Origin of the sequence: Spirosoma pollinicola, assembly GCF_002831565.1 — a bacterium.
Taxonomy (GTDB): domain Bacteria; phylum Bacteroidota; class Bacteroidia; order Cytophagales; family Spirosomataceae; genus Spirosoma; species Spirosoma pollinicola.
Map to the genome: position 1 here is coordinate 5,239,585 of NZ_CP025096.1, position 24,785 is coordinate 5,264,369.

A 24,785-nucleotide genomic window follows, 5' to 3' on the forward strand; every position below is an offset into this window, starting at 1 on the left:
GAAGGTGGTAATGCCAATAAATCGGGTAGTTTATTCGTCATCAATCCTTCTTAAACTATTGCGTCGACTGGAGCAAAATGCCCTGTCTAAAAACAACTTTTCAGCCGACTGCTCAACTTTTTTCTCTATGATCTGGTCATTTACATCCCTTAAGATCTCGCTTCGTTTGCTTGGTGTAGCAGGCGCCAGTGTTGGGTTATATGCCTGCTTAAGCAATCAGAAAGCCACGACTCAATCGGCCACATCGTCGGTGTCGTCGGTGCCGACTGCCAATGCAGTTTCGAACCAACCTCCAGCTGTTCAGGCCAGCCCAAATCGAATTCTGGTCTTTTCGAAGACGAAAGGCTGGAAACATACGTCCATTCCGTTTGGGATTGCGGCTATGCAGAAGCTCGGACAGGAAAATAAATTCAGGGTCGATACCACCAAAAATGCCGATTACTTTAACGACGATAGTTTGCGGCACTATACGGCGGTTGTCTTTATGAGTACCACAGGCAATATTCTGAATCAGCAGCAGCAGGCTGCTTTTGAGCGGTATATCCAGGCAGGTGGCGGCTACATGGGCATCCACGCTGCGGCCGATACCGAGTACGACTGGCCCTGGTATAACAAGCTGGTGGGCGGGTATTTTGCCAGTCACCCCAGCAATTCCAACGTGCGTAAAGCGACCGTTGACGTTACGGACAAAAACCATCCATCGACCGCCCACCTTCCCGACCATTGGGAGCGTACCGACGAGTGGTATAATTACCGGTCACTCTATTCGGACCTGACCGTCGTGGCCAATCTGGATGAGAACACCTACGATGGGGGTATTAACGGAAGCAATCACCCGATAGCGTGGTACCATGAGTTCGATGGCGGGCGGGCCTATTATACGGGTGGTGGTCATGAAGATGCCAGCTTTAGCGAGCCGTTGTTTGTACAGCATTTGCTGGGCGCACTCAATTGGGTAATGGGCAGCAACAAACCGCTCGACTACAGTAAGGCATATGCCGTTACAATGCCCGAAGAAAATCGCTTCGTAAAAACGGTGCTGGTCAATGATCTGAATGAACCAATGGAGTTGGCCGTAGCCGCCGACGGTCGCGTTTTCTTTACCGAACGGAGTGGTAATTTGTCGGTGTATAACACGCGAACGAACCAGCAGAAATTAGTCCACAAGTTTGCTGTGCCCACTAAACAGGGGCATGGCGTGCAGGGTGTAACACTCGATCCGAACTTCGCGACCAATCATTTTTTGTATGTCTATTATTCGCCCGAAGCCGAAACGAATCCTTTTTACAACCTGTCGCGCTTTGTCGTTAATGACGATAACACGCTCGATCTGGCTTCCGAAAAAGTATTGCTCACGGTTCCGAGTATCTACCAGCCGGGTTCTCACCACGGTGGATCACTGGCGTTTGATAAAGAGGGCAACTTATACCTGTCTACCGGCGACCATACCAACCCGTTTCCATCCAATGGCTATGCGCCCATTGATGCCCGGCCCGATCATCTGGCGTCCGATGCACGCGGAACGGCGGCCAATACCAACGATTTGCGGGGTAAAATTCTGCGGATCCATCCGCAACCCGATGGCAGCTATACCATTCCCGATGGCAACCTGTTCCCGAAAGGCACCGAACCGTCGGACCGCGAACTGACCCGGCCCGAAATCTATACAATGGGACTGCGGAACCCATACCGCATTGCCCTCAATCCAAAATCGTCGGTTCTGTACTGGGGTGAAATCGGCCCTGATGCCGGCAAGGACAGCGTCACGCTAGGGCCACGTGGTTATGATGAATTTAATCAGGCAAAAAAAGCCGGTAATTTCGGCTGGCCGCTGTTCATCGGCAATAGCCAACCCTATGGCGATCTGGACTTTGCGACCAACGTAGCCGGGCCGCGTTTTGACCCGAAAGCCCCGCTGAACAACTCACCCAAAAACAATGGGTTGAAAAACCTGCCGCCAACTAACCCGGCCATGATCTGGTATCCCTACGCAGCCTCGAAAGAGTTTCCCGAATTAGGATTGGGTGGCCGCAGCGCTATGGCGGGCGAGTTTTATAGCTACGACAAAAACTCACCCTCGAAGAACAAATTCCCGGAATACTACGACGGGGCACTGTTCATTTTCGACTGGATGCGTAACTGGGTCATGGCGGTGCGCGTAGATAAGGACGATAACTACATTCGGAATGAGCCTTTTATGGCAGGTAGTGGCGATTTTCGTCGACCTATTGATCAGGCTTTCGGGAAAGATGGCGTGATGTATATGCTGGAATATGGCTCCGTATATGGGGCTGACAACGATGATGCCCGCCTGGTAAAAATCGAATACAACACCGGTAATCGGGCACCCATAGCGAAGGCTAGCGTGGTCGATTCTGCTGCGACTGCCGAACGTAACGCCCGTTCATACCTGACTTCCGATGGGCGTAATGCACCCGTAATTCGGGAGGCTACCGGGCAGGCACCGTTGCGCGTAAAATTCAGCGGGCGCGGCACCGACCTGGACGATGATGCGGTAACCTACCAGTGGCTGTTTGACGGCAAAACCGTTGGGGCAACAAAACCCATGGCAACCTATACCTATACACAGCCGGGCGTTTATAACGCTATCCTGAAAGTGACCGATCAGGCGGGGCTGGTGGGTATGGATACCATTGCTATTAAGGTGGGTAATGCCAAACCGGAGGTGGCCATCGTAACCGCCGACAATAAGTCATTCTATTGGGCAAACAAACCATTTTCGTATGCGGTGAAAGTGGCCGATAAGGAAGATAAAAAGATTGATCCCAAGCGGATTAAGGTTTACTACGAATACAGCGCACAACCCAATGGCGCACCTATATCAGCCCCTCAGCAGGGGCATCAGGAGGTGGCTATGGTGGGTACGGGTTCGCTGGGGAAAACGCTGGTAGCCGGGAGTGACTGCAAAGCCTGCCATATGATTGACAAGCCATCGGTGGGCCCTACGTTCCTGGCTGTAGCCGACCGGTACAAAGGTCAAACCGGAAGCCTTGAAAAGCTGGCGAAGAAGATTATCGAAGGCGGTGGTGGTAGCTGGAGCAAAGACCATTTAATGAGCGCTCACCCGCAAATTCCGGCGCAGGATGCTCAGGAAATGGTCAAGTATATATTCTCCCTGACGGATGCCCGTAAACAGAAAACCATGCCGGTACAGGGAAGCCTGGCCCTAAACGAACACAAACCCGACGAGGCAAGAGGACAGTACAGCCTGTTGGCAACGTATACAGATAACGGTGGAAAAGTAGTGGGGCCACTTACCGGAACCGAAGTTGTTACACTGCGCAATGCCAATGTAAAAACATTAAATGCCGATGCCTATGTGGGCTTCCCCCGGTTTGGCAGCCGTCTGTCGGCGGGTAGCCACAAGGCGTATGTGCTGTTGAAAGACATCGACATGACTACAATTAAGGCGCTGACCTACGATTATTCATCGCTCAACAAGGATGGGGAAATTGAGGTTCGGCTGGATTCGTATGCCGGTCCGGTCGTGAGTAGTGTTCCGTATAAAGCTACCGGCGACTGGAAAACAACGAATCAGGTGACAGGTACATTCAACAAGCCCTTCACGGGCAGGCACGATGTGTATGTGATTGTTGTTAAACGGGACAAGCCGAACAACGACATCATCCAGTTGAACAGTGTTCAGTTCAACCAGTGATTTTTGAGGTATAAAAAGGCCCTGCTTTTGTTGTGTTCAGCAAAAGCAGGGCCTTTTTTCGTGTATATATTTTAGTAACCAGATCAGGAAGGAGACTCCCAGTACTCCTGCTCAGCCATAACTTTAAAATACAGAGTCCGGGCATGATCCCGAGCTCGTTTAATGCGCATCTTAACGGCACTAAACGTTAAACTCTGGCTTATAGCAATTTCTTTAATAGTCGACCTCTCTCCGTATTTCGTCAGCAATAAGGTACGCTGGATTGGGGTAAGCTGCCCGAATACTTTCTCTGAAGCCTGAAAGCAGGATTCTTCAGACGTGTCAGACCAGTCGTTGGTGATTGATGTATCATGTAGGTAATTTCGCCAAAGGGCTTGCTCCTGTTGTTTCTTACGAAGCTGGTCGAGACAATAATTGACGGTAACTACGTGCAGCCAGCTTGTAAACTTTGCATCGCCTTTATAACTGGTTAATTTTTGCGTTAGCCGTATGAAAATATCCTGCACGAAATCTTCAGAATCATCAGAATTACCCGTATAGAAATAGCATTTCTGATATACTTTCTGACGGTGTCTGATATAAAGCTGGGCTAAGTAACGGTCATCACTCTGATTAAGGTAGCGTGTAACAAGTTCTTGGTCGGATAGGTGAATCATGGTAGCCGGTGGGAGAGTACTAATTTAATCGTTGTATTGCCTGCTTCACTATTAAGTATTTGTACTTAAACAGATACTTCCATAATGTTCAGTAAAAATGGTTGCATTTTTGCTTGCAAATAACGTTACAGGAGAGGCCCCCAAATTGGCCAAAATTAGCCCTGAATTGGCCAAATGCCTGTTTATTATTCTTATTGACTACTTTTTTGTCATTTAAAAATGTACTCTTGTTGACATACTCACTTCTATACATTCGTACTTGTCTGTTCTTGGGCTTTTTATTGACGTGCGTGATCAATAGTATGGCTGAAGGGACGGGTCGTCAGCAGGATAGCCAGCCCGCCAATCCACCTTATATCGTACAGGTGCGGCACTATTCTATTGAGCAGGGATTACCTAACCGGACCGTAACTGAAATTGGGCAGGATGCCAGGGGTTTTATCTGGATTGGCACACTCAATAATGCTTACCGCTTCGATGGAAGCCGGTTCGTGCCCCTACCTACCAAACCCAAGCCTTCTGACAGCCAATTGCCCGTTTATGTCACTAAAATTCGATCTGATAAAGCGGGTTCACTTTGGTTTTTTAAAGCCCGCTCAAAATTCGACCAATGGATTGATCGCTGGCTCCCTGTCGAGGAAAAAAATATCCCGTTCACTGTTCGGCTGGCTACCGGCAATACACCAACACATTTTTCTCTGGGAAACAATATTAGTCAACGGGGTTCCACACAACAGTCGCACAACCCTCTTCTGATCGTTAAGGAAGATGGCTGGGTGTATCGATATGACGAGAAAAAAACATTGACGCTTCTGTATAAGTCGCCAACGCCAATACACCTGCATACCGCGACAACAACAGTAACAGGTTCGTTACTCATATCATCAAGCGACACAACAAATACTCATTATCAACTCATTGAATTCGACTCGTTGGGCCATATACGTCGTCGGCAACTACTCCCGAAGCTCTTTCGGCCAGTTTGTACAGATGCACAGGGGCGTATATACCTTATACAGATAATCAGCCATCTGGATACACCAGACAGATTACCCCGTTTGTCTGATCATCAGCTCGATCAATTACTCTATCGGCTTGATCCGGATGGTCAACTCACTAGCTTGCCAATCCAATTTTCCCGAAGCCCTTTTTCTGCTTCGGTCGTTCGTAGTTCATTTGCCTCGTCGCTGATTGATGTTCAGGTTGTTTATGATGCTCAACACGATTTGTTCTGGTTTTTAGGTAAAGCAACCTTGTTTGCCTGGCACCCGGCAAAAGGAATCATGTTCGATTTGGCCACGTCAAACGTTCCATTCTCGCAAATTCCACTTTTTAGAGATTTACTTGTAGACCGGATGGGTGGCGTCTGGGTGGCGTCGAGCGATGGTTTTTTACTATTAACCCTGACCCCTAATCGATTTATTCGATACCTGTATCGCCCACCTCTTGCGGTCACGGGTTTCTCGGATGCTACTCGTGGGCTAATTCAGATCGGTCATTCACTTTTGGCCAATGCTACGGATAGCTGGCTGATCGACTTGAAAACGGGTAACAGCCAACTGGCCTTGAGCCACCAAAAGGTTCAGAAAACGGACTTCCTTAATCAGCAGCCCGTAGTATCTGCCCAAAATGGTGGTGTATGGACGGCCCGCTCAAAACTAGCTCTTCTGCATCCATCAACGCACACCATTGAGCAGTACCCTTTGCCAGATAGTAACAACACGTGCTGGGCCATCTGGCCCGATGGGCGACACAATCTGTGGCTTGGCTACAATCAGGGTGTCGGCTATTTTGATGTACGTAAAAAGCAAAACATCCCTTTTAAGCACTACAATAATTTTCCTGAACTGGCCGAAAACCGTGTGGCTGGTTTCTTTCCTGATCGGCAGGCCGGTGGGGTATGGGTAGCCTCTTCTTCAGGCTTGTATTTACTGGATACGTTGCGGGGTATTGTGGCCCGATACAGTATGGAAAGACCCGCTCCCTTTCATCTGCCGTTCAATCACATTACGTTTGTTCATCCCGACCCTGACAAAGCGGGTTTATACTGGCTGGCTACCCGTGGCGGGGGGCTTATTCGCTGGGAACGTGCCACCGGTAAATACAAGCAGTACACTCAGGCTGATGGCCTGTTGAATAATACCCTCTATTGTCTCTACACCGACCATCCTGACCCGGCACTCCGATACGATAAAAACCGGCTCTGGTTTACCACCGATTATGGCTTGGTGAGTTTCAATAAAAAAGCTGAACGGTTTCAGACCTTTCTGCCCAAAGATGGTATTGCCCACGAAGAGTTCAATTTTACCTCAAATTATCAGGCTGCCGATGGCCGTTTATATTTGGGTGGTCTAAATGGCGTAACGGCCTTTTATCCCAATCAGATTCGGGCGAACGAATCGAAGAAGGCTCCGCTGGTGGTAACTCAACTGCAACAACTCGATGGCAAGACGGGCGATATGATCGACCATATGTCCAGCTTCCATCCCGGCCAGCCCATCCGGATTGCTTCTTCAAATCGGGCACTTCTGGTGTCGTTTGCCTTATTGGATTACCGGTTTCTTGGCCAGACCAGGCTATGGTATCGTATACGGAACTGGCAGGAAACCTGGGATTCTCAACCGCAGGCCGACCTGCGCATTAATGGCCTGCCGCCGGGAGAGTACCAACTGGATGTGCGGATGCAAAACAATAACGGGCAGTGGGTTTCCGATACACTCATACTGCCGATCGTTGTTGAGCCGCCGATTTATCAGCAAGCCTGGTTTATAGTATTGGCTCTTTTGATACTATTTGCCGCTATCGTGACCTTGTTTCGCTGGCGTAGTCGACGATTGATCGATGAGACGGCTCGACTTGAAGTTGAGGTTGCCCGCCGAACAGCCCAAATCAAAGCAGATAAGTCAATTATTGAAGAGCAGGCGGCTAAGCTGCTGGAAAATGACAGGCTGAAGTCCCGCTTTTTTGCTAACGTCACGCATGAGTTCCGCACGCCCCTAACCTTGTTACTGGGGCCGCTTACGTACCTGCTGAAACGCAATACGGATGATACGACTAACCGGCTGTTGACCATCATGGACCGTAATGCCCGGCAGCTTCAGATATTAGTCAATGATCTGCTCGGGTTGGGTAAACTCGAAGCGGGCCAACTCCAACTCGATGCCCAACCAGCCGACATGCGAATGGTGGTTGCCCGTACAGTGGCAGCATTCACTACCCAGGCCAGCTTTTCCGGAATTACGTTAAGTACATCTGGGTTAGAACGGCCAATGGGTATGCTCATCGACGTACCAAAACTTGAAACCGTTTTACGCAATATCATTGCCAACGCCCTGCGTTTTACACCGACCGGTGGGCATATTACTATTCAATTAAGTGATGCCAATGCCTATGCACACCTAAGTGTGAGTGATACAGGTAGTGGCATCCATCCCGAAGATTTACCTTATATCTTCGAGCGATATTACCAGTCAAAACGGCCTAGTGCTCCGTTGCAGGGAGGAACTGGTATTGGTCTGGCACTTTGCCGTGACTATTGTGAATTGTGGAAGGGAGAACTAAATGTTACCAGTGCCGCATGGCAGGGGAGTACATTTACGTTCACGTATCCTAAAGTAGCGGTACCATTGGCTGAAACAGAGTTGAAGGATGTTTTTACTGAGCAACGGCCAGTGAGTTTGTCGATGCCGCCAATGAAAGCGAATCGCGGGCGGGAGATGGTGCTGTTGGTAGAAGACAACGCCGATATGATAAACTACATACAAACACTGCTGGCCCCTTACTATACACAACACTGGTGTCGAAATGGTCGGGAAGCTATTGAATGGCTCAATCAGCAATCTGCCGAGACGTTGCCACAACTTATTCTGACAGATTTGATGATGACCGAAATGAATGGCATAGCCTTGCTTGCCGTTCTACGGGAGCAACCTACGCTTAAGCATATTCCGGTCATTATGCTCACCGCCCGTGTCAGCCAGGACGTACGGTTGCAGGCCTTACAGTTAGGAGTGTCTGATTATCTGACCAAACCGTTTGACGAAGATGAGCTACTGGCCCGTGTCCATAATCTGCTCGATCGCAACAGAGAGCGGGCTTTCTGGTTAACGCAAGCGCCCGACGACAGCCCTGATAGCTCGCCTGCGGTAGATGGTTCACTTTCTTCATTCGAGGATTGGTTGCAGGATATTCACCAACTAGTTGTCACTCATTTGACCGATAGTCGCTTTCAGGTCAATGATTTAGCAGAAGCTGCCAATATGAGTCAACGGCAATTTTACCGCCGTATTAAAACACAGACGGGTCTTTCGCCCATTCAGTTTGTGCAGGAAGTTCGCTTGCAGACTGCTCGGGAGTGGCTCGAATTAAATCGCTACAAAACCATTAAGGAAGTAGCCTTTGAGGTTGGTTTTCAGAAGGTATCTTATTTTTCGAGGTTGTTTCAGCAGCGATTTGGCGTTAGTCCCGCTTCGATGATTAATCAGTAAACGTTCGATGTAGAAGTGTAAGCAGTCATCACGTCACTCCGGTTTATATTCAACAAGGGGTTTAACCACAGAGGCACAGAGATTAAAATGAGGGCCAATCTACCCATTTTAACCTCTGTGCCTCTGTGGTTAAACCCCTTTCTCTAAATAATGAATAAAATTACCTGCACTATAGTCTACGCAGTTACTGTTCGCGTTAACGCAGGTTGTTTGTCAGGGGTTTTTACGGCAATCAGGGTGATAATTGCCGACAGGAAAAGAGAACCGGCCATAAAAATATAGGAAGCCCCAAAGCCGCCCGTTGTTCCGTTCAAATAGCCGACAACATACGAACCGGCAAATGACCCGAGGGCACCCAGGCTATTGATAAGTGCCATAGCTCCGCCAGCTACATTCTTGGGTAGAATTTCCGGGATGATAGCAAAAAATGGCCCATAAGGTGCATACATCGCACCACCCGCAATAATCAGCAGCACAAACGAGAGCCAGAAATTAGTAGCACCAACCAGGTAAGAGGCATAGAACGCAACAGCACCCAGCAACAAAAACGGCCAGACAAACAATTTCCGGTTCTGCGATTTATCCGAAAAATAAGAGGCACTTAGCATACCGATAATAGCCAGAACGTACGGAACTGACGAGAGCCAGCCGGTCTTGACAATATTCATGTTCGGGGCCGCATTAATGATGGACGGAAGCCACATAACGAACCCATAGACCCCAATACTCCACAGAGCATATTGAATACTCAGTAGAATGACAATTCTGGATTTGAACGCTTCTGCGTAGTTTTTAACGGGTTTGATTCCCTGTTGCTCTTTCAGCAATTGTTCTTCCACATCCTGTCTTTCAGTTTCAGTCAGCCACGTTGCATCGCTGGGTTTATCGGCTACCAGCCGCCACCAGAAGAAGGCCCAGATAATAGCCGGGAGTCCCTCCAGGATAAACATCCAGCGCCAACCCACTGCTTTAACCAAATAGCCTGACAATACCGACATCCAGAGGATGGTAGCCGGATTGCCGAGAATTAAAAACGTGTTGGCCCGTGAGCGCTCAGCTTTCGTGAACCACCGGCTTAAAAAAAGCAGCATTGACGGCATTACCGCACTCTCAACAACACCGAGCATGAAACGAATAACAATCAGCAGATTCACATTACTGATAATGCCGGTTGCCATAGCCAGACCACCCCACAGAATTAAGGACCAGAAAATCAATTTTCTGGCACTTCTATTCTCTGCATAAATAGCACCGGGGACCTGAAAGAAGAAATATCCCAGGAAGAATAAAGACCCCAACAGAGACGACATGGACGGGGTAATGTGCAGATCGGCTGCCATGCCACTGGCAGCGCCAAAGCCAAAATTTGCCCTGTCGAGGTAAGCAAGGCTATAGGTAATAAACGCGATGGGTATCAGGCGATACCAACGAGAAGGGGCTAATGTCTTTTCCATTGAGTTTCTGGTTGCTGTAGAAAGCATATTTCCCTGATTTTATACGCAAACAGGCTCGCAAGCTTAGTAATATGGCTGTATATCTACCCCAGATTAGCCAGCATGTTATTTTATGCTCATTCTGTTGACAACGACTAAAAGAAAGGGAGTGTCTGTAGACACTCCCTTTCTAAAAAACCCTAAAGATGTACTTGATTTTATAGTTTAAAGATAAACGTAATTGTATGAATTATACTATTTATCAAAATTCTAAGGTATAATGTATTTATAGGCTATATTGTCTGTTATTGCTGCGTTTATGTATGTAAAGATAAAATATTAGTTTGATAATATGCAAATCGGGTTAGGTTTATTTTGTTTGAAACTAAGTCAATTATTGCAATTTCTTTAAATTGTACAATTTGATTTCTATGCGTAAAAGGCGGAACGTGCTGAGAATTAAGGCAAAAAACCGTCCGATGTATATTTTGCAAAAAGCCATACCTGTCACACAGGTATGGCTTTTTGCTGACCGAAAGTAAGTGTGTTTAATCAATTGTAACTTCCTGAATGCCCTGTGTAACAACGCGTTCTATTTTCCCAACCAGAAAAATGTAAGAACAAGCACCAATGAAGCCAATCGTTCCGATGAATATTAAGGCAGGTTCGAAATTTCCATCTTTAGCCAGGTACCCGATAACGATAGGGACCACAATAGAGGCCAGATTTCCCATGAAGTTAAAGACTCCCCCAGTTAGTCCAATCAGGTTCCTTGGCGACAGGATAGAGACAAACACCCACGAGATCAAGGCCATGCCTGAGCCAAAAAAAGCCAGAGCCATGAAGAAGATGATCAATGTGGTGTCATTGGTATAATTCGCGCCAATGATGCTAACCGATAACAGGAGGCCGACAATAATAGGTGTTTTGCGCGCTACGCTTACCGATGTTCCCCGCCTGACAAACCGATCAGAGAGAAAGCCAGACAGCAGCAGTCCGGCACAGGCCGCCAAAAAGGGCACCGAAGCCAGATAACCCGATTTGATGAAATCCATGCCCCGATACTTTACCAGATACGTTGGAAACCAGGTCAGGAAAAACCAGAGGCTGGCATTCACAGAAAACTGCCCGATATAAACACCCCACAGCGTTCGGCTGGAAAAGACCTGCTTCACATTGGCCCATTTCCAGATATTGACCTTAGCCGCGGTCTTGTCTTTTGCTCTGAAAACTCCGCCACCATCTTCAATATAATCCAGTTCAGCCTGATTTACCCCCTGATGTTCCAACGGGTCCCGATAGAACAAATACCAGACAATGCCCCAAACAAGGCCCACTAAACCTGTAGTGATGAACAGGCCTTTCCAACCTGCATAGTATTGAACCGTCACAAGAACCGGCGTCAGAAAAGCTAACCCGATAAACTGCCCCGAAACGTACATGGCAATGGCCGACGCCCGCTCACTATCCGGAAACCAACTCGTTACGACCCGGTTGTTGATTGGATAAGAAGGTGCTTCAAAAGTCCCGGTAGCCAATCGCAATGCAAATAGACTGGCAAACCCCCGAACAAACCCCTGCGCTACCGTTACCAGAGACCAGGTGATCAAACAGAATGCATACAGAACACGCGGACCAAAGCGGTCGGCAATCAATCCGCCCGGAATTTGCAAAGCGGCATACGCCCACCCAAACGCCGAAAAAATCCAGCCCAACTGCGCCGGTGATAGCTCCAGATCAGTACTTAATGACGAAGCTGCTACAGCCAGGTTCGTGCGATCAAGATAGTTAATGGCTACATTGACAAAGACGAGGGCTAACATCCCGTAGCGAACCCGGGTCGGTTTAGGTTTGCCGCTTAACTGTTCCATTTTATGAGATTTAGTGTTTAGGTATCCAGGTTGCGGTATATGGTTTGACGGTTTATAGTATTCGGTTTACAGTATTCGGGGGCTAGCTCACTGGCAGCAGCCGCTCCGCTGTAGCGACGAACCGTAAACCAAATACCATAAACCGAATACCGTATTATCTGGCTGTCCAGCCGCCGTCTACAGTAAGCATAGAGCCAACCATAAAGCTACTGGCGTCGCTGGCCAGAAAAATAGCCGCGCCCTGAATCTCCCGCAAATGACCCCACCGACCTAGGGCGGTAGCACCCACCACAAACTTCAACCCCTCTTCGGTATCGGCGATGGGCAGGTTCATTTCGGTTAGAAAGGGACCGGGGCAAATAGCATTCACGTTGATGTTGAAGGGGGCCAGCTCCAGCGCGAGGGCGCGGGTCATCTGCACAACGGCCCCTTTGCTGGAGGTGTAGGGCGTGCGGTTCGATAGTCCAACCAGACCGAGTGTGCTGGCTAGATTGATGATACTGCCCCGCCCAGCTTTTTTCATAATCGGTGTAACGGCCCGGCAGCAAAGCCAGGTGCCAGTTACATTGACCTCCATTACTTTACTGAAGTCTTCCGGCGTCAGCTCGTCGATGGCCCCGCGAATGTTGATTCCGGCGCTGTTGATTAGAATATCGACAGTACCAAACGCGGCTACGGCTGCGTTAACCATCGCTTCGGCCTGATCGGTCTTTGAAATATCGGCGGCAAACGAAATGGCTTTTATGCCATAATCGGTGCTCAATTCCTGAGCCGCTGCTGCGCCTTCATCAGCATTGCGGTTTACTAACATGACATTGGCCCCTGCCGAGGCTAATCCGGCTGCCATAGCAAGCCCAAGTCCTTTGGAGCCACCCGTAATGATGGCCGATTTTCCGGTAAGGTCAAATTGTTTGATGCCCGGAAGTAGTTCTTTACTCATTTTTGATTGTTAAGGGTTGTATTAGTCTGGGCCAAGCCAGAGTGACAGTACTCTTGGCTATTTTGTCATCCCGACGAAGGACCGGGCCGCCGGAGCGGGGATCTTCGGAGAAATGGAAAACTTCGCCTTCACCGAAGATCCCCGCTCCGGCGGCCCGGTCCTTCGTCGGGATGACAAAACAAACCATTACACCAGTCCTAATTTGGTTTTGCTGTAATTAATGCAAGCGACAATGTTATCTTCTTCGAGGGCGAGTTTCTCTTCGGCACTTAACTGGGCCACGCGGGGTAGGCCGCCGGGATAGTTGTGCCCCCTGACCGTTCGCAGCATTCGGGCCAGATCGGAGCCCGGCACGCTGCTCATCGTTTCCCAGTAGGCATTGGTTAAACAGGGAATTTCCAACGGATCGCGTGTGATCATTTCCAGGCTAAAGGTGCCCGCTGGATTATGCTTTTTGCACAGATCAATCATCTTGGGCAGGTCCAGTATCCCTTTTCCCATTGGTACTTCGGAAAGCAGAAACCCATCTGGATATTCTTCAACCGCCATGTCTTTAACGTGTGTGCTAAAGGTATACGGGGCCAGCGTCTGGACAACCTCCATCGGATCTTCCAGCAAGGCCATGCTATTGCCAAAATCGAGCGTTACGCCAATCCATTCGCTGTTGACCTGTTTTAGCAGATTTACCAGGTCTGGCGCCCGCCAATCCTTGTGGTTTTCGATACCGAGTTTGACTTTATACTTCCGCAGAACAGGTTCGGCCAGTTGCAGCGACGCTAATGCGCTCTTTTTTAACTCGGCAAAAGCTTCGGGAGAGTGGTAGGTTTCGTAGCGTCGGCCGCTCGAACAAACTGTTCGCAATACCTGTGCGCCCGCTTCCCGTGCATTGACAACGTCCTGCTCAAATTTTGGGACATCATCTGCTTTTTTTGGTAAGCCAATCGACCCTTCCAGATAAAGGCCATATTTCTCTCGCTCCTCGCGCACTTTTTTGGCAAAATCAGTCGACCAGCCGTTTACGATTACCTGCACCCCACCGGCACCAAGTTGGTGGCAATGATCCAGCAACTGAATGGCATTGGTAAAAGCCGGATACTTCTTGCTGTCCGTTTTCGAATTCCAGCGACTCCAGTACGAATGCACCACAATGCCCATTCGTACCTCTTTTAAAAAGGATGGTATCTGCGGAAACGACAGGGCCATAGCACCGAGCGAAGCAGTTTGTAAAAAATCTCGTCTTTCCATTGGAGTAGGTGGCTAATAGGGTATGTTATTTTCCGCTGGTTGCTTTGCCTTCAATAATGTAGTTGTTCAGCTCTTTCGCCGTCCACGGAACAACCCGGCCCTGCGATGTAACCCGCGTCATACCCACCACACGCTTCCCAATGGGACCGGCATTGTTGCCCCACTCATTTCGGATATACATCAGGATAGCAGTAATCGAACCGTCGTCCATTGTCGAATGGGCGGGCATAACGGGCAGTATATCAGGCACATCATACACCTTTTTGGCAACTTCTACCGGTCCTTCCATGCCGTGTAGAATGATGAGAGACAAGCGTTTCTCGTCGCCCAAAACCCAGTCGGAGCCGATGAGCGGGGGAGCAAATCGTTTCAATCCGCTCCCATCGGTACCATGACAGCCTGAGCAGGTGCTGAGGTAGATCTGCCGGCCTGATGCGAACAGTTTCTGCTCGTCGTCATTTAACAGGCTCTTCTTCGGTAATGCTGTTCGACTGGCAACGTGGCCTGGCCACTCGAACATGGCACTTAGTACGGCAAGGCGTGTGGGTTCTATTTTGCCGGTTGGCTGGGTTAGGAGTTTGGGTGCAACAGCCAGTTTAATTGGCTTCAGTTTGCTGGTACTTCCCTGAATTGACAGGCTGGTGAGCACCGCCTTTTCCTGCCAGCTTGAGGCTATCTTATTCGTGTTCAGCCTGTTCAGAAGCGCGGCTAATTCTGCCGGGTTGCGTTTGCGAATAACCGATGTTGTAAGCATTTCCAGAAAAATTTCTTTCGCCGGTTCCTGGGCCTGCCATTGGGGAGACGTTAGCAGATTTTGCAGGAACGCGAATTCCTGATTGTAAAGGCTACTGAGTGCAGCATCCCGAATCAGGGCCGATTCGCCGTAACGATTCACAATTCCAGCCAGCAGTTGATGCGCTGCGGGTTGGTCGAGAACCCCGGCCGCAAAGGTCATTTGAAGGATTTGTTCGATGGGGGCCTTCTCCCATTGGGCCACCAGTTGCTGACCCAATTTTGTCCGAACGGTTTTGTCTGTCTTCGCAAACGGCTCAAGTAAGCGCAGGGTGGTTGTTTGAATAAGTGGGTCGGCGTCGGTCAGCAGACTGAAAAGTACGTCCGGACTACTTAATTTCATACCGTCCAATGTCCACAAGGCATGAAAACGGGCCAGATTATTATCTCCTTTTACGACTACATCTGTTAACGCCTGACGGGTGCTTTTGTCGTTTCGCTCGATCAGCAACCGCTGGGCCATGTCGCGGTGCCATCCGTCGGGATTGGCCAGTTCGGCAACCAGATCTTTCGATGAGGCCGTCGATAGTTTTTTGGGAGCTGAGGCTTGCCAGTTCTCCGGCACGATTCGCCAGATACGGCCATAGTGTACAGGAAGAACAAGATCCCGCTCAATTGTCTTTTCTTTCAGATAGGGTGTCACGTAGGCGCTATGCTGAATAAGGCCCCTATACATATCGGCTACATAAAGCCCGCCATCGGGGCCGGTTGACAGGGCGACTGGCCTGAATCGTTCATCGGTCGACGCCAGGAATTCTTTGCCGGGATGTGGATCATGAGCCGCAATCAGGAGCTCTTTGTTCTCCGATACATTACGTTTGATCAGGTTCCCGGCAGGTTCGCACACAAATACGTTGCCATAAAAAGGCTTCGGTAAGGTCGTTCCCCGATACACCAGTGGCGAGCAAGCGGCTGTAAATTCACGCAGATGGCCTTCTTTGTCCAGTGTGCCCGGTATATACCCCCGGTTAACTGCCGGGTTGGGTCGGATGGGGTAAACCCGACGGTCGATGGTCAGGCCGTGGTCAATACCCGTGGTAGGGGTATGGTGTTTATTGCGGGACAGGTAATTTGGCGGAACCAGATCGGCGTGGAGCTGCGACCAGTTGTAGTTATAATACAGACGTCCCCGGTCATCGTGACTGATGCCCCACTGCCCGCGGGCTTCGGTACTGTCACGCAGCCATTTGCCATCAACCTCATGGTATCGGAAGCGGGATTTGGCATTGTAGAGCCAGTTGTCCATGCTGCGCCAAAGCCCGTTGCCCGAATGTTCGGGCAGGCCGCTACCGGCGTAGTCTTTGTCAATCAGTGTTTTTGTGTCAGCTTTTAGATCTCCATTGGTATCTTTGGTGAGCCACAGCGCCCCGTTTTCGGCAACTAGGGCACCTCCTTCGACCAAGGCCAGCGCTCTTGGCATGATGAGACTATCGAGGTAAACTTTACTAACGTCCATCTGACCGTCGCCGTTGGTATCTTCCAGCACTGATATGCGCCCAACGGGTTTATCCTCGCCTTCGCCGTTTATATTCGGCATGAAGCCGCGCATTTCAACCACCCAGAGTCGCCCGTTTTCATCGAACGTAATAACGACCGGGTCCTGAACCAGAGGTTCGGCTGCAACGAGCTGGATTTTCAGGCCTGGCTCAAGCTGAAAAGTCGCTTGTTCTTCGGTAGGTGTTCGGGCTGGCGATGGGCCTTCATCCAGCAAACTGCCGAACTTGGCTTTAAAGCTCAGGAGGCAAAAAAGGCCGATACCCAGCAGGCAAACAAAGTAGACGGGCTTAACCATGAAATTCAAACGGCTTAATAACGTTCAGTGTATCTTGATATTACTCGAACACCTTCTGACAAAAAGCCGGGCAAGCTTCACAAATACTACTATTGTTTCTATAAATTTCACAACTAGCTAATCATCCCGGCCGGATGGGGGTTTACGCTGTGGTGTGATTACGAATATAGCCTAAAGTAAACCAGTACGCAGCCGTTCTTTAAGGTTGAGTAAAGCGAACCAACAAACCGATTCGTTGATCGCATTTAACGACATACAGAGCATTTATGAAAAATGTAGACAGTAGGGAGAGAAAGGGATTTGGCTATAACATGTTGAACGCCTTTTTGTGGGCGTTGACCCTGGGTATTTTTGTGTTGACGACAAATGCCCTGGCAACTGCTCCCATGCGAACCCGCCCTGCCTTGCTGCGGCAGGCTGTGGTGCGGCATTCCGATGTAATTGTTTACGGTGGAACATCGGCGGCTGTGATGGCAGCGGTACAGGTTAAGAAAATGGGTAAATCGGTGATCATCGTTTCCCCCGATGTTCATTTGGGCGGCTTATCGTCGGGTGGTCTGGGCTTTACCGATACGGGTAATAAAGAAGTAATTGGCGGGCTGGCCCGTGAATTTTATCAGCGGTTATACCAGCATTATCAGACAAAAGACGCCTGGAAATGGCAGAAACAAGAAGAATACGGCAATAAAGGGCAGGGTACACCCGCCATTGATGGGACCAGTCGAACGATGTGGATTTTTGAACCTCATGCCGCCGAACAGGTTTTTGAGGATTTTGCCAACGAGTACAAACTGACAATCTACCGGAATGAGTGGCTCGACCGGTCGGCAAAAGGTATCACCAAACGTGCCGGCAGTATTCGCTCCTTTCGAACGCTGAGCGGTACAACATACGAAGGAGAAATGTTCATCGACGCCACCTACGAAGGCGATTTGATGGCCGTTGCGGGGGTAAACTACCACGTAGGTCGCGAAGCCAACAGCGTTTACGGTGAAACCTGGAATGGCGTTCAGGCGGGCGTTTTTCAGCATGGGCATCACTTCAAAGTTAATGTGAGTCCCTACAAAACACCGGGCGATCCGGCCAGCGGACTACTCCCCGAAATATCGTCCGAGAAGATAGCCGCCAACGGAACCGGAGATCGTAAAATACAAACCTATTGTTTTCGTATGTGCCTGAGCAATCACCCCGATAACCGGGTGCCGTTCCCTAAACCCGAAGCCTACAACGCCGACCGGTATGAACTGCTGGCGCGGGTGTTTGCCACGGGCTGGCGCGAAACTTTCGACAAATACGACCCGATCCCGAATCGAAAAACCGACACGAACAACCACGGCCCATTCAGCACAGATTATATTGGTAAAAACTATGACTATCCCGAAGCAACCTACGAGCGTCGGAAGCAGATCATCAAAGATCATGAACTGTATCAGAAAGGTCTGATGTATTTCCTGTCCAACGACCCGCGCGTTCCGGCCGATGTACAGAAACCGATGCAGCAATGGGGGCTGGCCAAAGATGAATTTAAAGACAACGGAAACTGGCCGCATCAGCTTTACATTCGTGAAGCCCGGCGTATGCTCGGCGTTTTTGTCATGAAAGAAGCCGACGCGTTGGGCAAAACCACTGTTCCCGAACCCATTGGTATGGGCTCATATGCACTCGATGCCCACAATGCTCAACGGTATGTTAAAGACGATGGGTTTGTGCAGAATGAAGGCGATATCGGCGTACACCCCGACAAGCCCTATTCGATTGCCTATGGGTCTATTTTGCCGAAAGAAAATGAGTGCAAGAACCTGCTGGTGCCGGTATGTGTATCCAGTTCGCACATAGCTTACGGCTCTATCCGGATGGAGCCCGTGTTCATGATTTTAGGGCAGTCGGCAGCAACAGCGGCAGTTTTGAGTATCAATAACAAGGTTAGTCCGCAGCAGTTACCATACGAAACGCTAAGCAAGGTTTTATTGAGCGACAAGCAGCGATTGACGCTGAATGCCGCGAATTGAACGAACAATTATGTATGGGCCAAGCTCCAGGTTGGCCTCAGGTGTTAGATTTTGAAGTTCAAGGCCAAGTTCCAGCTTGGCCCATACATACCCTGGATGAATCGACGACATTTTATTGAACGTTTATCTCTCAGTAGCGGAGCGGCCTTAACCGTTCCACTATTTTCATTTCCGGATACTGCAACTGCACAAACACACGGGTTGCTAAATCGATCAAGTCAGGCCGAACGAGCCGCCGATGTGGTTATTGCCGGTGGCGGACTGGGCGGTTGTGCCGCTGCGCTGGCCGCTCTTCGGAATAAGTTAACGGTGATCCTGACCGAAGAAACCGACTGGATTGGGGGCCAGATGACCCAACAGGGCGTACCACCCGACGAACACCAGTGGATTGAAACCCACGGAGCAACCCAGCTTTACCGCGATTTTCGGACAGCCATCAGGGACTATTACAAACAGCATTACCCGCTGACAGATGCCGCCAAAGTCAGCAAATTCCTGAATCCGGGCGATGGGGCAGTTTCCCGTTTGTGTCACGAGCCGAAGGTAGCGTTGGCGGTTCTGGAGCAGATGATGGCCCCATACCTGAGTTCCGGCCAGTTGACACTATTTCTCGAACATAAAATCACCGGAGCCGATGTGCAGGGCGACCGGGTGCGGGCGCTAAAAACCGTCAGCCAGCGCACGGGCAAGGAAATCATTCTCACAGCGCCCTATTTTGTAGATGCTACCGAACTGGGTGATTTATTGCCGTTAACCGGCACCGAATTCGTGACCGGAACCGAATCGCAACGCGAAACGCGGGAGTTGCACGCGCCCGAAAAAGCTGACCCCAACAACTGTCAGGCGTTTACCATGTGCTTTGCGATGGATTACGTTGCGGGAGAGAATCACGTCATCGACAAACCCAAAGAGTGTGATTTCTGGCGAAATTATGTCCCCAGGGTCACGCCAGTCTGGTCGGGCAAATTGCTTGACTTGTCCTATTCGAACCCTAAAACACTGGAGCCCAAACAGCTGGGTTTTCACCCGGAAGGTATTGCCACGGGCGATAAACTAAACCTGTGGAACTACCGCCGGATGATTAGTAAAGCCAATTTCAGGCCGGGCGCGTATATAGGTGATATTTCTGGTGTTAACTGGCCACAGAATGACTACACGATGGGCAATTTGATTGGGGCCACCGACAGGGAGTTTAAAAAACACGTTGAGCGGGCCAAACAAGTAAGCTTGTCACTGCTCTACTGGCTGCAAACCGAAGTTCCGCGCCCGGATGGCGGACAAGGCTGGCCCGGTATCCGCTTTCGACCCGACATTATGGGCACTGAGGACGGTTTGGCTAAATACCCCTATGTCCGCGAATCCCGTCGGATTAAAGCGGTGTTTACCGTTCTCGAAGAGCACGTTGGAGCCGAGAATCGTGCATTAATGACGGGCAAAAAGGAAGGCAATACATCCGCCGAATTTTACGATAGCGTCGGTGTAGGCTATTACCACATTGATTTACACCCCAGCACCGGCGGTAATAACTACATCGACTTTGGGTCATTGCCGTTCCAGATTCCGTTAGGAGCCCTGTTGCCCAAACGCATGGAAAACCTGTTGCCCGCCAACAAAAACATTGGCACGACGCATATCACGAATGGTTGCTACCGGCTGCACCCCGTAGAGTGGAGTATTGGCGAAGCGGCAGGCATGCTCGTCGCCTATTCGCTCAACAAAAAAGTCATACCCCGTGCCGTTCGGGAGAAGGAGCAACATTTGGCTGACTTCCAGAAAATGATCCGCTCGCAGGGCATCGAAACCCACTGGCCGAAAGTGTGATTAAGTACCAAACAGCTTCCAGCTGTTTGAGCCGTAGGCTAAGTTAGATGGCACATTAGCCGCTTCGCGGCTCAAACAGCTGGAAACTGTTTGGTACTTAATCATACCTAAACCCTTCTCCCATTTACCTGTCTAATCGGCAATTCACTTATCTAAACTGAATGTATAAATTAATCGCGTTACTATTTCTGGCCATTACGGCTTCGGCCCAATCATCAATTCCTGCTCTGATTCCTGCTCCGCAAACGCTTGAACCCGGTACGGGTAGGTTTGCTATTACGGCGCAAACGCGGTTAGCCATCCTGACGCCCGTGGCCGATATTCGCCGGATGGTGACCGACAACCTGCCTGGAATTCCTACTTCCGATGTCCCTAAATTAACGAAGGCTATTACGGTTCGTCTGGCTCCCATTGCTGGTGTTGGGCCGGAAGGTTATGACCTCACTATTACACCAACGGGCATAACGTTGACGGCTCCTGAAGCCGCCGGGCTGTTCTATGGCTTACAAACGATGCGCCAGTTGATGCCCGTTGCCAAAACGTTTCGGGGACAGTCGATTCCGGCGCTACACATTCGCGACCAACCCCGTTTTGGCTGGCGCGGATTGATGCTGGATGTGAGCCGTCATTTCTTCGACAAAGCCTTCGTGAAGCGGTATATCGACCAGATGGCGCAGTATAAATTCAATGTTTTTCACTGGCACCTAACCGACGATCAGGGTTGGCGTATCCAGATCAACAGCCTGCTGAAACTGACCGAAGCGGGTGCCTGGCGTGTACCGAGAACCGGAAGCTGGGGGACGATTGAGAATCCTCAACCCGGTGAAGTTCCTTCATACGGAGGCTTCTACACGCAGGATGATATTCGCGAAATCGTTCAGTACGCACAGGATCGACACATTACTATTGTGCCCGAAATCGACATGCCGGGTCATATGATGTCGGCTATTGCGGCTTACCCCGGCCTGACTTGCGGCAAAAAGCAAGTGCTTGTTCCCACCAACGGCAAATTTTATAAGCTGGAAGACAATACCCTGAATCCATGCACCTATGGTACGTACTTGTTTATCGACAAGGTATTGACCGAAGTGGCGCAGCTATTTCCGGGGCCTTACATCCACATTGGGGGCGACGAAGCGTATAAAGGTTTCTGGACTACTTGCGAGGAGTGCAAGGCCACGATGACGGTCAATAACCTTAAAACGGTGGAGGAATTGCAAAGCTACTTCATCAAGCGGGTGGAGAAAATCGTGCAGTCGAAAGGTAAAAAGCTCATCGGGTGGGACGAAATTCTGGAGGGCGGTATCACCCCCGACGCTACGGTGATGAGTTGGCGGGGTATGAAAGGAGGTATCGAAGCCGCTAAACAGGGCCATCCGGTTATCATGACGCCATCCCAATTCTGCTACCTTGATCTCTACCAGGGCGAACCCTCCGCTGAGCCCAGCACCTACAGCATGGCCCGACTAAGCACCTCCTATTCATTCGATCCTGTTCCCGACAGCGTGCGGGCCGACCTGATTCTGGGTGGACAGGGCAACCTCTGGACAGAATCCGTACCCAACAGCCGCCATGCCGAATACATGACCTGGCCAAGGGCCTTTGCTATCGCCGAAGTACTCTGGTCGCCTAAATCAAAACGCAGCTGGCCGGATTTTATCGGCCGGATGGAAGCCCATTTCAAGCGGTTTGACGCTCAGGACGTAAACTACGCCCGCAGCGTGTATAACCCCATTGTTACCCTGAAAAAGAATTCGACGGGTATAACGCAAGTGGTGCTTAGTCATGAACTGCCCGATACGTACCTCTATTATTCTACAGACAACACGGTGCCCGATACTCATTTTCCGCTGTACACCCAACCGTTTCTACTGCCAAAAGGAGCCGAACGGGTAAAGGTAATAGCCTATCGAAATGGCAAACCCATCGGAAAAATGGTAGAGGTGATGTTGCCAACAGTGGCGAAAGCCGTTCAGTGAATTGGCGCGGGTGTTCAGTGATCTGGCGCGGGTATTTACCCGTGCCTTCTCATATAGCAAGCCGGTCCGGCGCCCCGGTTCGCTTGCGTCAGTGAATACTGACTTCATTAAAAGGCACGGGTAAATACCCGCGCCAGATCACTGAATACCCGCGCCAGACTCTAAGTATCACTTCAAATACGGCTTCAACGCTCCCACCAGCTTTCGGTAACCTTCGGGGTTGGGGTGGAGGCCGTCCGTAAATAATGACTCATCCACTTTGCCGTCGGGTTTTGTCAGAATAGCAGCAGGTTGAATAAACGTTACATTGAGTTCGCCCGTGATCTGGGTTATGGCTTCGTTGAGGGCCGCTACTCGTTTCTCTTCATCCCGGCGGGGCAAAATGGCGATCATCAGGATGTCGGCGGTGGGTTGCCGGGATTTGATGGCCTGCACCAGAAATTTAAGCCCGGCAACAATCTCGGCTTCTGTGTTTGCAAAAATGTTGTTGGTGCCGATCATCAGCACAACCTGTTCCGCTTTGTAGCCGTCCAGTTCGCCGTGATACACACGCCACAATACGTTTTCGATTCGATCCCAGCCGTAACCCAGGTTTTGTACTTTTAACGGCTCCATCACGCTGGCCCAGGAATCGCCCCCCTGTACATAAGGGCCTTTGGGCTCACCGCCCCAAAAGTGAGTAATCGAATTGCCCATAAACACAATGCGGGGTGGTTTCGCTTTTAGACGGGCCATAACATCGTGGTGGCGGGTTTCCCAGTCGTATGACTTCGCGTCGCGGTATTGCGTGCGGGGCTTCGTGGTCGAAAACGGGCCAACAGGTTCATTCAGGATTGTGCGAATGATTTTCTCGTAGGCATCGGCATATTGCTGCATGCCTAAATCCGTTGGGTGCGTTCCATCGACCATCGCATCCATATCCAGATTGATTTGCGATTTAGGTAACAGGTAAAGCCCCTTCACACCTTCACCTTTCAGTTGAGCAAACGCCTGACGCATGATCCCATTCGCTTCCGTATAATATTGCTGCCGAATAGGACTGATGCTACCGTCGGTATAGCCCGCGTGTTCGACCAGCAAAATAGGGGTGGCTGCGTGTTTCTGCCGCAGCATTTTCACCGATTCAAGAATGCGGCTTTTGATCTCGTCGGGTTTTATGCCTACGGTCGAAATCAGGTTGGGCAGACAGTCAAGCACATACAGGCTGGCATCCACCTGCGAGACATAGGCAATGACCTCTTTTTCGAGTCGGCCATTGCCCGAAAAACCCAGGTTAATCAGCGGGCGATCTAGCTTGCGACCCAGGATAGACGTCCAGGCCATACCAGGTCGGGAGGCACAGGCCCCCTGTGCTATGGATGTGCCGTAAACCACAATCGGTTTATCGGGCCGAACGGCCAGCGGTGTCAGCGTAACTCCTTTTGGTACGCCGATTTCGAGCCACTGAACGGAGTTGTACAAGGGAAGAAATAACCGGTATTCACGTCCTTTCTGGTGGTAGGTATCGTTAGGTTCCAGATTGGCAAATCGGTACTGGATTGTATCGCCGAAGGTATATTTACCGGCAGCCCAAAGCCAGTCGCCATCGCTGTTGCCCGCGTACAGATCAACACCACTAACACCCGTGGCGGGCATGTGGGGGAGGGCCTGCTTACCGCTGACAACATACCGGACGACTATCTGATCGGTACTGGCGCGAAACCGGATCATCAGCCCCGCCGAACTGTGCGACAGATTCCAGACCTCTTTACGAACGTTTTTCTCAGCTACAGCGGGCAGGCGATCATAGGGATTCTGAATGTCTTTACCCATCCAGGCTTGTCCTTCAATAACAGGGAAATCGTTTTTGGCCGGATTCCACCAGACGTATTCGACGGGTGTTTGCGCAAGGGTGATCTGACTGGTGTACAAAGCCAGAAGCAAACAGAGAAGCAACTTTTTTTTCATAATCTAATCCCAACCGTGGGTGATGAAACGGACTGAGAAACAACCCGACGTACCAGCATAAAGAGGATTGAACGTACTATCTAATGGCTTTATATGTTAAGAAAACATCGCACTAGTCAGCCGGATTTTTAACC

12 protein-coding genes are annotated in these 24,785 nt (G+C 50.1%); 5 read left to right on the plus strand and 7 right to left on the minus strand.

The features are described from left to right. The first annotated feature begins 127 nt into the window (after nt 1–127). A complete protein-coding gene (locus CWM47_RS22075) occupies nt 128–3,679 on the plus strand; it encodes a ThuA domain-containing protein (protein ID WP_100990358.1) in 3,552 nt (1,183 codons plus the stop codon). 83 nt (nt 3,680–3,762) lie between these two features. On the opposite strand, the gene CWM47_RS22080 is transcribed toward CWM47_RS22075, so the two are convergent. Further along, a complete protein-coding gene (locus CWM47_RS22080) occupies nt 3,763–4,335 on the minus strand; it encodes an RNA polymerase sigma factor (protein ID WP_100990359.1) in 573 nt (190 codons plus the stop codon). A gap of 302 nt (nt 4,336–4,637) precedes the next feature. Between CWM47_RS22080 and CWM47_RS22085 the strand changes: the two genes are divergently transcribed. Beyond that, nucleotides 4,638–8,822 (plus strand): ATP-binding protein, encoded by a 4,185-nt coding sequence (locus tag CWM47_RS22085; protein WP_100990360.1) that lies wholly within the window; start codon nt 4,638–4,640, stop codon nt 8,820–8,822. 176 nt (nt 8,823–8,998) lie between these two features. Here CWM47_RS22085 and CWM47_RS22090 read toward each other — a convergent pair whose 3' ends face one another. From CWM47_RS22090 to CWM47_RS22115, 5 genes are all read right to left on the minus strand, one after another. Beyond that, on the minus strand, nt 8,999–10,276 hold the full coding sequence (locus CWM47_RS22090) for an MFS transporter (RefSeq protein WP_100990361.1): 1,278 nt from the start codon (nt 10,274–10,276) through the stop codon (nt 8,999–9,001). 527 nt (nt 10,277–10,803) lie between these two features. After that, nucleotides 10,804–12,126 carry an MFS transporter gene (locus CWM47_RS22095; protein ID WP_100990362.1) on the minus strand — a complete coding sequence of 441 codons (1,323 nt, stop codon included), beginning with the start codon at nt 12,124–12,126 and terminating at the stop codon, nt 10,804–10,806. Between the two features lie 154 nt (nt 12,127–12,280). Continuing rightward, nucleotides 12,281–13,066: an SDR family NAD(P)-dependent oxidoreductase gene (locus CWM47_RS22100; RefSeq protein WP_100990363.1), complete on the minus strand. Its 786-nt coding sequence runs from the start codon at nt 13,064–13,066 to the stop codon at nt 12,281–12,283. Nucleotides 13,067–13,252: 186 nt separating this feature from the next. Further along, nucleotides 13,253–14,311 carry a sugar phosphate isomerase/epimerase family protein gene (locus tag CWM47_RS22110; RefSeq protein WP_100990365.1) on the minus strand — a complete coding sequence of 353 codons (1,059 nt, stop codon included), beginning with the start codon at nt 14,309–14,311 and terminating at the stop codon, nt 13,253–13,255. Between the two features lie 25 nt (nt 14,312–14,336). Then, a complete protein-coding gene (locus CWM47_RS22115; protein WP_100990366.1) occupies nt 14,337–16,895 on the minus strand; it encodes a DUF7133 domain-containing protein in 2,559 nt (852 codons plus the stop codon). Between the two features lie 386 nt (nt 16,896–17,281). Here CWM47_RS22115 and CWM47_RS22120 point away from each other — a divergent pair, with 386 nt between their 5' ends. The 3 genes from CWM47_RS22120 (at nt 17,282) to CWM47_RS22130 (ending at nt 22,704) form a co-directional block, all read left to right on the plus strand. Then, nucleotides 17,282–18,904, plus strand: a complete 1,623-nt coding sequence (locus tag CWM47_RS22120) for an FAD-dependent oxidoreductase (RefSeq protein WP_100993989.1) — start codon at nt 17,282–17,284, stop codon at nt 18,902–18,904. A gap of 96 nt (nt 18,905–19,000) precedes the next feature. After that, on the plus strand, nt 19,001–20,725 hold the full coding sequence (locus CWM47_RS22125; RefSeq protein ID WP_100990367.1) for an FAD-dependent oxidoreductase: 1,725 nt from the start codon (nt 19,001–19,003) through the stop codon (nt 20,723–20,725). 161 nt (nt 20,726–20,886) lie between these two features. After that, nucleotides 20,887–22,704, plus strand: a complete 1,818-nt coding sequence (locus CWM47_RS22130) for a beta-N-acetylhexosaminidase (protein WP_100990368.1) — start codon at nt 20,887–20,889, stop codon at nt 22,702–22,704. A 168-nt stretch (nt 22,705–22,872) separates the two neighbouring features. On the opposite strand, the gene CWM47_RS22135 is transcribed toward CWM47_RS22130, so the two are convergent. Further along, nucleotides 22,873–24,651 (minus strand): SGNH/GDSL hydrolase family protein, encoded by a 1,779-nt coding sequence (locus CWM47_RS22135; RefSeq protein ID WP_100990369.1) that lies wholly within the window; start codon nt 24,649–24,651, stop codon nt 22,873–22,875. Between the last annotated feature and the right edge of the window lie 134 nt (nt 24,652–24,785).

Excerpts from the sequence above, each read along its gene's own strand:
- CWM47_RS22075 (WP_100990358.1), top strand. The coding sequence starts at position 128 with ATGATCTGGTCATTTACATCCCTTAAGATCTCGCTTCGTTTGCTTGGT.
- CWM47_RS22080 (WP_100990359.1), bottom strand. The coding sequence starts at position 4,335 with ATGATTCACCTATCCGACCAAGAACTTGTTACACGCTACCTTAATCAG.
- CWM47_RS22085 (WP_100990360.1), top strand. The coding sequence starts at position 4,638 with ATGGCTGAAGGGACGGGTCGTCAGCAGGATAGCCAGCCCGCCAATCCA.
- CWM47_RS22090 (WP_100990361.1), bottom strand. The coding sequence starts at position 10,276 with ATGGAAAAGACATTAGCCCCTTCTCGTTGGTATCGCCTGATACCCATC.
- CWM47_RS22095 (WP_100990362.1), bottom strand. The coding sequence starts at position 12,126 with ATGGAACAGTTAAGCGGCAAACCTAAACCGACCCGGGTTCGCTACGGG.
- CWM47_RS22100 (WP_100990363.1), bottom strand. The coding sequence starts at position 13,066 with ATGAGTAAAGAACTACTTCCGGGCATCAAACAATTTGACCTTACCGGA.
- CWM47_RS22110 (WP_100990365.1), bottom strand. The coding sequence starts at position 14,311 with ATGGAAAGACGAGATTTTTTACAAACTGCTTCGCTCGGTGCTATGGCC.
- CWM47_RS22115 (WP_100990366.1), bottom strand. The coding sequence starts at position 16,895 with ATGGTTAAGCCCGTCTACTTTGTTTGCCTGCTGGGTATCGGCCTTTTT.
- CWM47_RS22120 (WP_100993989.1), top strand. The coding sequence starts at position 17,282 with ATGCGAACCCGCCCTGCCTTGCTGCGGCAGGCTGTGGTGCGGCATTCC.
- CWM47_RS22125 (WP_100990367.1), top strand. The coding sequence starts at position 19,001 with ATGAATCGACGACATTTTATTGAACGTTTATCTCTCAGTAGCGGAGCG.
- CWM47_RS22130 (WP_100990368.1), top strand. The coding sequence starts at position 20,887 with ATGTATAAATTAATCGCGTTACTATTTCTGGCCATTACGGCTTCGGCC.
- CWM47_RS22135 (WP_100990369.1), bottom strand. The coding sequence starts at position 24,651 with ATGAAAAAAAAGTTGCTTCTCTGTTTGCTTCTGGCTTTGTACACCAGT.